Raw genomic sequence first — 13,870 nt, 5'->3', positions numbered from 1 at the left:
TCGTATTAGAGCCTCCCGATCAGGGGCTCTAAACAGGATACAACTCTGCTCAATAAATTTACACATCCTTAGCGTTTTCTCCTGTGCAATAATTACTCACGTATGTATACTTAAGTAATACGTTGGGGGGTTTTAATGGATGCAAATAATTCCACTCGCATTCTTCGCGTATATCAGACAGATGGAGTTGTTCAAATTTACAGAAGCATGAACGAGCTGGTTGTCAATGAAAATTTTATAATAATTGAAAATGATATAATTGATACGTCGCTAGGAAGCCTTGTAATAGAAACGAATGATCATCAGTTATTAAAGCTGATGAATGGGTTTCGCTTTAAATTAACCAGCGTGTTATTTGATGCGATAGAATCCAATTCGCCGCAATTATATCAATTAATATCCCTGTATGATCTGAATCAGATGAACAACATGGGATATAATCGAAGCAACCAGTATTATCTGGCCCTCCTCGCTGTTGCCATTGCGTCCTCAGTGACCAGCTATGTCGCTTATAAAACCTGGGATGACTGGTTTCCTTCGGCTGAAGGCGAAGACGCCTCCTATGGCTTTTTTAATTTTTCCTTTCTCCTCGAACTTTTTAAAACGCTGGTAAGCCGATTGGAACTCATGGGCGACAGCAATGATTTTTCAACTCAGTCGGTGCTGGTTTCTTTAGGCGATCATTTCCAGGAGGGGGCTCTCGCTGAGTATAAACCGCGCGGCAAATCAGTCGAAACCCCAACAAACACAGCTACCACGAGTAATGAGCAGACACGAGAGTCTGAACACTCGGAGTTCATTCAACCACAGCCCTATAATCCAAAAACGCCCGATGTGATTATTTATGAGCCGCACTCGCCAGGTCAATTATCAGTTGACGGGCAATTGGCCGTGCGAAGTTCTGGCAGCGGTTATTCAATGAATCTTACTGGCAGGACGGTTAATATAGCGCCCGGTTCAACGGTTATCGTGACGATTACCGATAGCCAGGGAAATTCAGTGCGTTCAGTTATCCCTGTTAATGCTGTGGGAGGTTACAGTTTAAATGGCATCAATCTATCCGGTTTAATTGATGGCGTATTGCACATCAATGCTACGGTGGTCGATGAGCTGAATCAAGTGGTTAGTGCCAGTGATCAGTTAGTGCTTGATGCGGTGCAGGGGGCGCTTAAAATTAATCTGATTACCCAACAAAATCAGAGCGCTATGGCAATTGGAGGCACCTCTGCAGATATTTTGCCAGGCCGAATTTTAAATGCGGTGATAACGGATAAACATGGGCAAGTAGTCAATGCGAATGTTGTCATAAATCCGGATGGCAGTTTCAGTCTGTCGAATATCAATGGCGCCTCCCTTACGGATGGCAAGCTTACAGTTTCTATCTCCGGTGTTGATAACAATGGCTATACAGTAAAGGCGGTTGCTCAGGCTGTATTTGATGCTATTGCCGGCTCAATCAGTGCACAGGTGAGCACGATTACTCATTCGCCATTAATTGATATCAATGGGCTGACGAGGGATATTCCTGCAGGAAGCATTATTAATGTGATCATTACCGATAGTCACGGCAATCAGATTCATACTACAGCGACTGTCGGCAGCGACGGCCGCTTTGTACTTAGTCAGTTTGATGCGTCGTCTTTAATTGATGGTGATATGGTGATCACCGTCAGCGGGGTCGACAATAATGATACCGGGCGAAATGCAAATGCTGCAGCTGAACTGGATGCGCTGGAAGGTTCAGTCAATACTCAAATCACCACTGCCCTGCATTCTCCTTTCGTAGATATCAGCGGCCAGACAGTGGATATCTATCCGGGTAATGCCGTCACCGTAACCCTTAGCGATAGCCATGGAAACCAGGTATCGACTACTGCGGTGGTTAACAGCGATGGAACTTATCAGCTCAACCAACTGGATGTATCCTCACTAATAGACGGCAATATTGTCCTGGAAGTTGTGGGAATTGATAATAATGGGTTCACGCGCAATGCAAATGTTCCGGTTGTGTTGGATGCGCTGGAAGGTTCTGTCGATGCACAAATTAGTACGGTGCTGCATTCTCCTTTTGTAGATATCAGCGGCCAGACTGTGGATATCTACCCAGGCAGTGTTATCACTGTGACCATTACAGACAGTCACGGTAATCAGGTATCGACAACTGCGGTGGTTAGCAATGATGGAAGCTATCAGATTAACCAGCTGGATCTCTCTTCCTTAATAGATGGCAATATTATTCTGGAAGTTGCAGGTACCGATAATAATGGTTTCAGTAGGAATTTTAACATTCCCACTGAATTGGATGCTCTGGCCAGTGCGCTAAGTACTCAACTGGTGACTTATAATCACTCCCCGTTGGTGGACATCAGCGGTCAGTCCACTGATATTTACCCGGGAACGGTACTGGCGGTTATCGTTAGTGACAGCCACGGTCATCAGGTAGTTACGAATGCAACCGTTAACAGTGACGGCTCCTTTCAAATCAATCAACTGGATGTTTCCTCTTTGACTGATGGCAATATTTCCGTGCAGGTTACAGGAACTGACAATAATGGCGATCCTTTGATTGCAACTCAGACTGCCAGCCTCGATGCAATTGCCAGCTCACTGACTGCTGATTTGGTGACCACTAATTATTCTCCTCTTATTGATATAAGCGGACAGGCGATTGATTTTGCTTCAGGTGTTGTTAATTTTACTCTTCGCGATGTCAATGGAAATCAGATTTCTGGGATGACGGTGGTTGATGGGAATGGAATGTTTCATATTAGTCAGTTGAATGCCTCAGGGCTTGCCGATGGTGTTTTAACATTGCGGGTATTTGGCCAGGACAATAATGGCAATGCTTTAAGTGTACAAGATACTTCTCCATTCAATGCTGTGGATTCACCCCCTGTACTGAGTGTTACAAATCAGACGATCGATTTTTTCCGGGACGCACAGGGATTGCAGTTGACAGATTTACAGGCGGCCCAGTATCTCCTGTCCCAGAAGCTAAGCGGCAGCGGGGGACAAACGATTACTGTTCCCCAGTATGGAGTGGATTTGTCCAATACTATCATTAATACGCCTGTTCAGGTAACAGTCAATTTTATCACCGAAGGATCTGCTAATAACAACATGGTGGGTTATTATATTTATGATAGTAATGGGCAAATTATTTCGGATAAAGTGGGATTTATGTGGCTGGCAACGGATACCCCTGATGGAAGTTCGCTTCAGAATATCCGTTTTGGTATTGCTCAATCCGCTTCCTATACGATTACGGAGGGGATTCAGCCGGGTCAGGGGATTGGTTTTTTTGTAATTGCCAATGGTTCTGCTCTGGCCTTTAATGCCAATTTAATTCAAGGAAACTATTCCAGTCTGGCAGCTCTGAATAATGATGTAACCATTGAAAATGGCCAGGTAAAAATCAATGGTGTTGTAGTGAGTGGTGATGTCTTCTTCTCCCATGATAAAAGCCTTAATGCTGATGCTGGTGTAAGTAATGACGCCCATGCGATTGGCGGCATCAGTTTTAATAACACCGGCAATATGGCTGATTATGCCGGACTTCTGCTCATTGGCTTTGAAGACTTATTTGGAACTGGCGACAGTGATTACAATGATTTAGTGTTTAGTGTGAATATTGGCAGCAACATCAACCAGTTAACAACCACCACCGCCTCGGGTATTAATACCCTGACCGATATTGACAGTTCAGGTATTACCAGTGTTGAAATCACTACCAGCGGATTTCTGGCGGGCGATCAGTTACAGTTTAATGGAACGCTACCCGGTATAACCATTGGAACAAACAGCATAATTATTAACTATCAGAACCAAAATTATCAGATTGACATCAGCCAGATCAACGACGGAAACCCTTATCATCTGCTTTTTTCAGGGCATTCCGGGGCAGTACCTGTCGATGTATTTGAATTATTACTTCAGGCGATAACGTTTGTGCCGGTAGCATCTGAAAGCAGCGCCGGCACGCGCTCCATTCATTTTGCAGTTATCGATGATGGCGGAGCGATTGGGCATAGCCAGATTAACTATAATGTGAGCATAGAAGATCTGGGTTTCAGCGGCCTCATGGCGGCTCAGGATTTCTCTAGTTTGAGTGCAGGCAATGAAGTGGTGCATGTGACTGATGACCTCAGCCATTTGGGGATTATGTCCGGCACTTCGGGAACTGACACCATACAATTTGACCAAATGAATATGGGCTTGAGTGCTTCAGAAATTAAGGAGCACTTCCAGTCCAATTGGGAAATAATTGATATGACTGGGCAAGGGAACAACAACCTGCAATTGGACTTTGAAGCAGTTCATCAATTGATTCAAAATAATCAACTCGTATTTGAACTAAGTACGGGAGAAGATGTTAATGTGTTAAAAATTGTGGCTGATGGCAAACAATCAGCCACCAGCATGAATTTCGACAGCGTTAGTCTCGAAAGCAATCATGTGACTCAGATTAATGATCCCAATTTAGCCAGTAATGAGCAATTATTCAAATTGACCAATGCGCAAGAGCAATCGGTGTATGTACACATTGTCAGTTTGACTGAGCATCTGCCACAGGTCCACGCGACAGAGGTGACTGGTTGAATTATTATTGATTATTCACCGCTAAAGGGTCTTTTAAACAGGGTTTCCGCAGACTCTTCGTCAGTTTTCTTTTGCTCTTTATTCAATAGGGAATCAAAATCCTGCTCGCGGGTCGTTTTTACTTCCGCTGAGCTGAAAAAATACGACCTGCCCGAGATTTTACGCCCCAAGCCCACAAAAACACCGCCAAAAAAAGTAGTTAAAACCATGGCTAAATCTGCAATGAAACGCCTGGTGGAATGGCGGGGCTGAAATTCTTTTTTGGCTGCTTTTTTCATGGCCTCTGCCTGCTCATTAATTGGCCGATTAGACAGACGGGTTTCAAGTGTTTGTGCATAAAATCGATGGAGAGAATCGGTATATTCATTGCCATATTTATTCTTATGATTTTTTAACACTCTCTCGTCATGAAACTTCTTCAAGGTTAATAAATCGGTCACAATTTCAGGGTTTAGCGTGACGGTTGATGTCTTCACTGCATTCCATAATTGCTTGTCCGTCAGCAGCTGTTGCTTGAACAGTTTCAATTCGATCTGAGAACCCTCCAGGGCTGTGTTGGAGAATACTTTTTTCAACACAGGATTGATTTCCTTCACGCTGGTTTCTTCAGATACTACCTGCTTAGCGAGTAATATTTGATAATGTTTGGCTTTTTCCAGAAGCGTTTCATACTCTCCCTGATACAATTCTTTTTTCTCATTGTCCATGCTGGCATATTTCTTAAGAAGCTGGTCAGAAATTTCGAGAAACCGCTGAACGCTGACCTCATCCCCTGAAATCTCATCATAAAGCTCTTTAAAGTTCATAAACTTAACGGCTTTATCATAATTATTTTGAAAAAAGGGTTTATGCTCGGCAGGCAAGGCTTGAAAAGCGGCGTCCAGCGCACTGAGATTAGTTAAGGTATTATTTTGATCAAATTCCGATAGCTTGCGTTGATAATCAGCAATTCGGATTTGAGTATCATTTTTCTCTAAAGCTCTTTGATAACTCGCCTGATGTCTAACTTGTTGAGGTTCCTTTAATCTCTCATATTGTGTTTTCAACAGTTCAAAGTGCTCGCTTGTGGAAGTCTGCTCATACTTTTCGAGTGATAAAAGATAGGCCGTTTCCAGTTGCAATTGTTCCAGTGACTTCTCTGCTATTTCCAGACTTTGCTCTTTGCTTTTCTTAACATCAGAAGGCAGCATTTCATAATGAGATTTTAACAATTCCAGTGTGCTTAGACTGATATCGCTCTGGAATGCTTCCAAAGCCTGTTCATAATCGACTTCCAGTTGATGCAGAGCCAGCAGCCGGTCATCTGCTTCCTGAAGCAATGATTGGGCTTCTTCCTGCAAATTATTGTCCAGTTTTTTAAGTTGTTCGGCCATTCGCAGCCGTTCTTCCTGTTTTTGAAGATAGGTTTCAGCAACATTGAATTGCTTGTAGATATTAATAAATAGATAAAATTTTGCTAATTCGGCGGTTTTGCCAGCTGGAAAATCCACTCTCTTGGTAAATACATCTTTTGAAAGAGCAGCTTGTACTTTCAAATAGAGTTCATCATTACTTGCAATTCGAGTGAGTAAAGAACTCACTTTTCTGGCGTTTAATTCCTCAAGACAGATAGTGGCCAGCTGATCCTCAGACAAAGCCTTTAACTCATCTTCATTAAATGGATAAAAAAACTCGCTGCTGTACTTTTCGCTGTCTGTTTTTTGCGGAACTAACTGCTGGAAGCTCTCTTCCAGTTTCTTATTATGGTACAAAAACTTGCTGACAGCTTCTTTAAATTCTTTAAGATGCTCTTCGTTAAGAGACGGTGCATCAGGAGATGATTGTAACTTTTGCAATACTTGTAACGCATTGACGATAGACTGGGCCTCAGTAATGGCATTCTGACATAAAACCCAATAAGAGTTTTGATGGGTTTTTACATAGCCTTCTATCGCTCCTTCGTAAAGAGCAATACGGTGTGTTATAAATACGCCTAGCGGATGGGCTTCGTCAACGTGCAGATAGCTATAGGCCATTCGCCGCAGTAAAGTCGCCTCACGGTATTGAGGAAGAAAGGCATGCCCACGCAGAGCTTCTGTCTTAATTTCTGGTGCAAAAGGGGTGAATATATTCTGATTTTGGCCCTTATTGCCCCAGAGATTAAAAAGCTCACCTTGCTGCGCCCAAAAGTCGATGTAGTTATTTAGCTGATGTACAATCGCTGAAATATTAATCTGTCCAAATTCATCTTTACAGGTCCATTTTATGAACTCTTTAACGAGAATCGGAAAGGGTTCTTCCCAGACGGATGGATCGGGCTTTTGTGGAAAATAGATGCTGGTATGCATGCTGTTATCTGGTGCAGTCAGAAACAATTTTCGGGCTTTGTCCTTATAAGTATCCTCAGGTGTTTTTAAGGTTTCCATTTTATCCAGACGGCCGCCCATAATTGCAGCCATCTCCTGTGCCAGTTCCCTTGTACTCTCCTTATCACCCAGGCGAAGCGTCTTGAAGCTGTTGATACTGGTATCCTTCGCCAGGGTGGCAAGCGTTTTCTGTTCTCCTGAATCCGGAAGTTCCTGCTGGATCGGGGAGTCAATGGCTGGTGAATCATTAGAAACTGGCTGCCCTGGCTTTTTAGTCTTCAATAAATCAGCAGGCATTTCATTCAGTGCGGTATGAATAATATCAATGAGAAGCTCCGGGGGCAGTCTGGCGTTTAATTGCCTTGCTCTCTCCGCCATTGTCTCGAACAGGCCAGGATTATATCGATAATTTAAGAAATAGGCTTTGGTTATCCCCTTGAGATTAAAAGCTCCTATGGATTCATAGCCATAAATAATGAAATCCGTATTTTCTTTTTTTCCATAATTACGAAATGCAGCGCCCCAGTCAATTTTTCCATATTGATAGCAGACCTGTCCATCGATGTTTTTCGTCATGCGCACCATATTGCCGCTATGCACACTGTAATCGCCAAGCAGCATTGAGAGCATGAGAGTGGTTGATAGTCCAAACGAATTACTGGTATTCAGAAGTGACATGTAGTAAGCAGGACCGTCTGTTGCTTCAATTTTGGGATCACGGTCTGAACCATCGCGATAGCCGGTGTTAATTATTTTATAGAGGAGTTCAAAGTCAACTTTGGGTTGGATAAGTGCATAACTGCCGTCAGGCATTTGAACCACATCGGCACAAATCAGGGAGGATGCGTGTAGTTTGTCAACCAGGCCGCGCTTTATAAACTCTTGCAAAATTAAACCTGCAAGTAATTCAGTCAATAACTCGGCTTTATCATCTGGTTGTTTAATAAAATATTCTTCACCGGTTTCTGTGTTTCGATAAAACCCGCCGACTTTGTTTTTGCCGCCAGTTTTTTCGCCGATTTTTTCAAGATTTAATTGATTGAAATCCAACATTTTGATTAATTTCTAAATAAATAATGTTAATTTTAGCTGAATTTACTGATTGATACCTTAAGTAAAACTTAAGCTCAATAATTTATGTTTATGCGCAGCATTCAGTAGAAAGAAGCACTGCTATCAAATCACTGAATTTTGTCATCCCCGCGAAAGGCGTTGTTGCAAAATAGAACATTTGTCGTCTTTGCGAACGAAGTGAAGCAAGATCGATCTTTGAGCAGGCCTATGGACTGGATTGCTTCGCTGATGCTCGCAAAGACTGGTTTTTGCACAGATGTTTTCATTTGCGCAATAACGTCCGCTCACAAAGACGGCTTTAGTGGCGCGTCTATCTTCTTAAGCAGAGAAGTCATTCTGGCGGCAGCGAAGATTATGTTTATACTTAGTGTAGTGGATTAAAGGGAGTCAATATGGAAAAAATACTCGCAAGCTTGTTGGCGGTCATGTGCTGTTGTGCAAATGCCGAGCCGCTAGTCCTCATCTCTACTTCCGATCCTAATATTAACCTGCTTCCTTCTCCTTTCCCTGTCTATGTCATCGAGGGGCAGGCAGTCATCAATCATCCCTCACCGGGAGCGACAAAAGTGGATCTGCCCACGGACAATAGCTACACCAAACAACCGGGATGCTACATCGCCTGCTACTCTCATCGACCAGGCGTGTATGCTGTATCACCAACTATCAGCGTTATGGGACAAATCCGGGTTCCGGGTACTTATGTTGCAAGACTTTGCCAGCCTGCTGGTTTTGAGAATCAGGACATTAGTAAGGCTGAACAATTCAAACAGCTTTGTACCAGTAAAATTTCCGCCTGCAAAGGAAGCTGCTGGGCTGGCGGTGACACAGGCGGCTGGTTTGGAATTCAGGGAACTGATTGATTGGCCGCAGTATTATTTTTAATAAACTTAAGAAAGCTGATTAATTCCGTTAATTCTTGCTGAGAAAGTTTTGAAAGAGAAAATGGAAACTTTTTGGGGCTGATGACCGGGCGCAGCGAATGAGGGTCACGAATAAAACGGCGTAATTCCTCCTCGCTGAAATAATTCAAGGGGTTTGGGTTGTTCAGATCATGAGCCAGCTTGGAACCCCCCGCTCCGTTTAAGAGATGACAAACATTACATTTGGCCATAAAAACGCGCGCCCCTGCATGCTCTTTTGCATTCATGCCGGCTGGTAAAATCGTTTGCAGGGGATGTTCTGCTACGACTTCCAAACTTTGTATGCCATACACTGATTCCGAAAAACGCTTTCCCAGCCATACCAGGTAGAAGGGGCCCGCTGAGCGGTCAGAGTTAAGGAGTAAAGGCCAGGGATACTGTGGATCTTCTAAAACCAGAAAGCCTGGAATTTTATTGCTGGCGCAAGGATAGAAATCCTCGATAGTAAAATAAGCAACATAGCCGTCTCTCGCGCTGACTTTGAGATAATTTTCTGAATCCTGAATCAGGCCTTCAAATAATTTGCATAACGGGATCCCTTTCAATAAAAGAGTCTGATTGGGATAGATGGGCAGGGTCATTGGCCCAATTTCCATGAGCGCAGGATGCCTGATTAACTCCTTTTGTGCCAGAGGATGAACATTACCCTTGATCGAAATGTCCAGAGTTTCAGCCATTACAGGATTAATCTGCAGAGAAAGGAAACCGAGTATTAGTGAAAGGCTAACCCCAAACCACCAGGCGCCAATATTGCTTATGTTCATCTCTCGATAATACCCTTTCTGCCAGAATAAAACCCAATAAACAGTAATACCCAAACCAGCAATGGTTTGGGATCAAATCGTACTGCAACTTATTGTAAATCATTAATAAAGAAGCGGAAATGGCTAATATCCACGGCATGTACACTGCATATTTCAAGCTGCTGTACCAATAAAGCGTTGTGAGAATCCCGCCAAACAACAAGCCCCCAAGGATATCATAGAAATTGTGATAGCCGTAATGCATCAAGCCGGCTCCCACCGCTGAAAGAATGGCAGCAATCAATAGTTTAAGCGGCCGACGAGGGGTATGCCAGGCCAGCCACAGATAAAAGACAGTGGATAACTGCATATGGCCGCTTGGAAACGCATAGCCTTTACCTAGCCAGGCGACCAAGGGCACTTTAAAAGTTCCTTTCAAAGCCACATTGACTACAATATCAAAGGCAGTGAGACAAGCGGTTTGGAAAAACAAGGGTTTGCTGATGAGAAAAAAGCCAGCCAGTGCAATGATTAGCAACACATTGAGCTGGCTGAAAGACAGGAATATATCTGCTAATGAGTCATGCAGCATGGTGAAACCTTACTGGGCTAAATCAAGCGATTTTTTTTTTGCGACGCTTGCCGGCGCAGGGGCCTCTGTGCCATCCGTTTCAGACTGCGTTTTATGATTTTTCAGAACATAGGCGCCAGGCGCATCCATAATTGCTTTGAAAGCCAGTTTAGCCATATCAGGTGCTGCAATCAGCTCTCCGGATTGTTTCTGTAGCCATTTTAGCCACTCGGGCCACCAGGAACCGGCATGCTCCGTGGCTTGCTGCAGCCATTCTTCCGCTGTTGCCGGCGCTTTGGAGTTAGTGTAATAACTGTACTTCTGACTTTGCGGAGGATTGATAATCCCAGCGATATGGCCTGAGCCTCCCAGAAGGAATTGTTTTTTCCCTTTCATATGCTGGAAGCCGATATAAGTGGTTTGCCAGGGAGCGATATGGTCTTTTTTAGTGGAAACAAAGAAGGTTGGAATATCAATCTGACTGACATCAAGCGGAGTATGATTCAGTTTGATTTTACCCGGTTTGATTAGATCGTTATGCAGGTACATCCAGCGCAGATATTGCGAGTGCATTTTTGCTGGCATATTCGTCGCATCGGCGTTCCAGTATAAAATATCAAAGGGAACCGGATTTTGGCCGCGCAGATAATTTTTGATGAAAAAAGACCAAATCAAGTCATTGGCACGTAAAGAATTGAATGTGCTCGCCATAAAACGGCCGTCCAGAAAGCCTTTCAACTTCATCTCTTCTTCGAGACGCTTAATCTGGTGTTCATCAATGAATACCGAGATATCGCCAGGATCGCTAAAATCAATCATCGAGGCTAGAAACGTGGCGCTGCGAACGGGATCTTCCTGATGCGCTTTTAAGTAGGCTAACATACTGGCCAGCAGGGTGCCGCCGATACAAAAGCCCAGTGTGTTGACCTGCTTGACCTGACATTGCTTTTTCATGATCTCAATAGCCGTCATTGGGCCATCCTGCAGATAATCGAACAAGCCTTTGTCCGCGTAACTTGCATCCGGATTAATCCAGGAAATGACAAAAACCGTGATGCCCTGACTCACTAACCAGCCAATAAAGGAGTTATCTTTGCTTAAATCAAGAATATAGTATTTGTTAATCCAGGGTGGAATAATTAATAAGGGAATGGAATAGACAGTTTCAGTCGCCGGTTTGAACTGAATGAGCTCCATCATGTCATTGCGAAAAATGACTTTTCCAGGTGTGGTCGCAATATTTTCACCAATTTTGAAGGCGTTCATATCAGTCATCTGAATGATCAGACGGGAAGAGCCTGCCTCCAGATCAGTTAACAGATTTTGTAAACCGCGTAATAAATTTTTGCCGTGGCTTTGGATAGTTTCAGCCATTAATTGCGGATTGGTGGCAAGAAAATTGGCTGGTGATAAGGCATCCAGATATTGCCGGGTAAAAAATTGCACTCGGCGAGCGAGTTGTTTATCCCCATAATCCATATGCTCTAATAGAGAGTTCATATGCTCGCTGGCCAGTAAATAATGCTGGCTTAAGAGATTAAAAAAGGGATTATTTACCCATTCTTCACCGCTAAAGCGCTTGTCTTCAATAGGCATGGGCTTGCCTTCAAGCCATGAGGTAAACTGGGATTGAGCAAGGCTCATCGCGTCTTGCCAGTAAGCGAGCTGCATTTGCCAGACCTGTTCAGGATTTTTCAGCAAGCTCACGACTAACGACTGAAAGTCATTGGTCAAATCAATATATTGGTTAATCACCATAGGTAAAGCAGCCGGTTGATTCTTCAACTGACTGATCATACTCAAACTTTTTTCGGCAACTGATTTCATTAAATCGCCAAGTTCTGTATCCTGAGTCATCCTTACTCCTAAGCCTGTTTAATTAATTTAGAGTAGCAAATAAAGTAGATAATAGCGAGGCGTTATGCTGCTTCGGCCTCGGCCAAATGAAGATAGAACAAAGACGAGGCGAAGAGGAGGCCGCAGAACGGCCTGTGTAGTTTATTGATAGGCAGGAGCGGTTGTTTCAGGCTCAGTAGGCTTGACAGGTTGCGCGACTGGTGCCGGGTTAAGTCCTAATCCTGAAAGGAGACGCGCGACAGAGGGCGACTCTTTTTTCTCAGCCGCTTTAGCATTGCCAATGGTTTGCGTACTATGGATAATCACCTTATTCTCGCTATCGGTAATACTAAGCTCAATTTCATCGCCTGGCTTGCAGACCTGCGGCTTAAGACTATGCAATTGTCCTGAAAGATCGAGATACTCTTCAAAAGGCTGATTGTTTTTGCCGGCCACTTTAACGACAGTGGTGAAAAGGCCGCGAGTGGCTGCCCAGGATCTCATAATCTGGGGATCTTTCAGAGCCGCTAAAAAATCGGCGCTGTTGATGTTGATAATCTGGCCTTTAAAGGTTTCTACCACATCTTTCATCACCGGAGCCTGTTCGACACCAAAAGACAAAATGTAAAATTTGTTTTGGGCCTTCAGCGCGGTATTTTCTGGGCCAAATTGATTCAGGGCATCGCTGACCTGCTCTGGGCGAGTTTTGGGATGGCCAAATAAGCCTATATGCTCAAAGGAGCAATTTTCACCATCAGTAAATAACAGAACATTATTGCAGCCTGGCTCATTCCTGATTTCATTCAACACCTTGATAGTGGTTTCATATAAGGGTGTGTCGCCTTTGGTCTGCAAGGATGAAATTATTCTTAGAAAATCATTAAGATTGTTGTTGCCGTAAGTGCCAAGCTCCTGAATACCGTCAGAAAAAGTAGTCAGCTTGATTCTGGCATTCGGTTGAAATTCAAATAATTGCTGAGCCAATTCATTCACGCTCTTTTTTAATCCCTCCATGCGTTTACCACTTGCCATACTGCTGCTTATATCAAGTACTATCCGATATAAGGGAGGCACAACGGCACTGGGAACAAAGAAATAAGGTGTGACTTCCAGGTTACCATCATCAAGAGGTTTCGTGGCGTAGAATACTCGATTCCCCTCGAGAGCGGCACTGTTAAGCAGAAGCATGTCCTGATTGGCGTTTAAGTCGCTGATTGAGATCAAGGGCTCTGGTCTGCTTTTTATATATTTTTTAATATCGAGGCGAATGCTTCCGTCATCGGTAATGCTTAAATTGGGATATTTGAGTAATTGGAACATGCCCACATAAGCGCGCTTAGGCAATTTCATTTCGATAAAGCCGGACTCTTTTGAAAAGCTTGCATTCCATGAATGCTTTTTGAGTATAGGAAAAACGGCTTCACAGGATTCTTTATCCTCTGGATCCGCGGCGGCATTTTCGATTTCTTCAGCAATAATGTCCGCAATATTGATAGTTTTTAAGGTATTTTTTTCACCAGAACTATTTAATACATTGAGGATAGATTCACTAAATTCCTGTTTACGCTGAGGATTGGGGAACTCAAAGCTGAAAACTCCCTCGACACTTTTGATTGTTAAATCGTCGGTTTTAATTCCCATCGGGCTTAAAAATTCCCGCAGAGAATTCTCACGTAATTCCGCATTACTTAATTTAGGCATAAAGGCTCCATGATTGAACTGCAGGGCAAGTATACAGAATGAGCCTTAATGAAATCTTAAGAAATGAGCTTTTCTGGATTC

General features: G+C 43.5%; 7 protein-coding genes. 2 read left to right on the top strand and 5 right to left on the bottom strand.

The features are described from left to right. The first annotated feature begins 135 nt into the window (after positions 1 to 135). Positions 136 to 4,599 (top strand): beta strand repeat-containing protein, encoded by a 4,464-nt coding sequence (locus DYH61_RS13125; protein WP_058507258.1) that lies wholly within the window; start codon positions 136 to 138, stop codon positions 4,597 to 4,599. An 11-nt stretch (positions 4,600 to 4,610) separates the two neighbouring features. On the opposite strand, the gene DYH61_RS13120 is transcribed toward DYH61_RS13125, so the two are convergent. Further along, a complete protein-coding gene (locus tag DYH61_RS13120; RefSeq protein WP_058507259.1) occupies positions 4,611 to 7,997 on the bottom strand; it encodes a LepB GTPase-activating domain-containing protein in 3,387 nt (1,128 codons plus the stop codon). A 446-nt stretch (positions 7,998 to 8,443) separates the two neighbouring features. Here DYH61_RS13120 and DYH61_RS13110 point away from each other — a divergent pair, with 446 nt between their 5' ends. Next, positions 8,444 to 8,878 carry a hypothetical protein gene (locus DYH61_RS13110; protein ID WP_322783910.1) on the top strand — a complete coding sequence of 145 codons (435 nt, stop codon included), beginning with the start codon at positions 8,444 to 8,446 and terminating at the stop codon, positions 8,876 to 8,878. Here the strand turns inward: DYH61_RS13110 and DYH61_RS13105 are convergent. From DYH61_RS13105 to DYH61_RS13090, 4 genes are all read right to left on the bottom strand, one after another. Further along, positions 8,863 to 9,702, bottom strand: coding sequence for a c-type cytochrome (locus DYH61_RS13105; RefSeq protein ID WP_103989278.1), 840 nt, complete (start codon positions 9,700 to 9,702; stop codon positions 8,863 to 8,865). The two genes, DYH61_RS13110 and DYH61_RS13105, sit on opposite strands and share 16 nt — an antisense overlap. Further along, the gene (locus tag DYH61_RS13100) at positions 9,662 to 10,273 is read right to left on the bottom strand and encodes a phosphatase PAP2 family protein (protein ID WP_058507263.1); all 612 of its coding nucleotides are present in this window, start codon (positions 10,271 to 10,273) and stop codon (positions 9,662 to 9,664) included. Before DYH61_RS13100 ends, DYH61_RS13105 begins: the two co-directional genes overlap by 41 nt. A gap of 9 nt (positions 10,274 to 10,282) precedes the next feature. Then, positions 10,283 to 12,109, bottom strand: a complete 1,827-nt coding sequence (locus DYH61_RS13095; RefSeq protein ID WP_083499189.1) for a PHA/PHB synthase family protein — start codon at positions 12,107 to 12,109, stop codon at positions 10,283 to 10,285. Positions 12,110 to 12,250: 141 nt separating this feature from the next. Further along, positions 12,251 to 13,789, bottom strand: coding sequence for a vWA domain-containing protein (locus tag DYH61_RS13090; RefSeq protein WP_058507264.1), 1,539 nt, complete (start codon positions 13,787 to 13,789; stop codon positions 12,251 to 12,253). Positions 13,790 to 13,870: the final 81 nt, after the last annotated feature.

Source organism: Legionella quinlivanii, from assembly GCF_900461555.1.
Classification (GTDB): domain Bacteria; phylum Pseudomonadota; class Gammaproteobacteria; order Legionellales; family Legionellaceae; genus Legionella_C; species Legionella_C quinlivanii.
This window is presented reverse-complemented; position numbering and strand designations above follow the sequence as displayed.

What these genes read in the sequence shown, in the direction of transcription:
- DYH61_RS13125 (WP_058507258.1), top strand. Translation starts at nt 136, where the DNA reads ATGGATGCAAATAATTCCACTCGCATTCTTCGCGTATATCAGACAGAT.
- DYH61_RS13120 (WP_058507259.1), bottom strand. Translation starts at nt 7,997, where the DNA reads ATGTTGGATTTCAATCAATTAAATCTTGAAAAAATCGGCGAAAAAACT.
- DYH61_RS13110 (WP_322783910.1), top strand. Translation starts at nt 8,444, where the DNA reads ATGTGCTGTTGTGCAAATGCCGAGCCGCTAGTCCTCATCTCTACTTCC.
- DYH61_RS13105 (WP_103989278.1), bottom strand. Translation starts at nt 9,702, where the DNA reads ATGAACATAAGCAATATTGGCGCCTGGTGGTTTGGGGTTAGCCTTTCA.
- DYH61_RS13100 (WP_058507263.1), bottom strand. Translation starts at nt 10,273, where the DNA reads ATGCTGCATGACTCATTAGCAGATATATTCCTGTCTTTCAGCCAGCTC.
- DYH61_RS13095 (WP_083499189.1), bottom strand. Translation starts at nt 12,109, where the DNA reads ATGACTCAGGATACAGAACTTGGCGATTTAATGAAATCAGTTGCCGAA.
- DYH61_RS13090 (WP_058507264.1), bottom strand. Translation starts at nt 13,789, where the DNA reads ATGCCTAAATTAAGTAATGCGGAATTACGTGAGAATTCTCTGCGGGAA.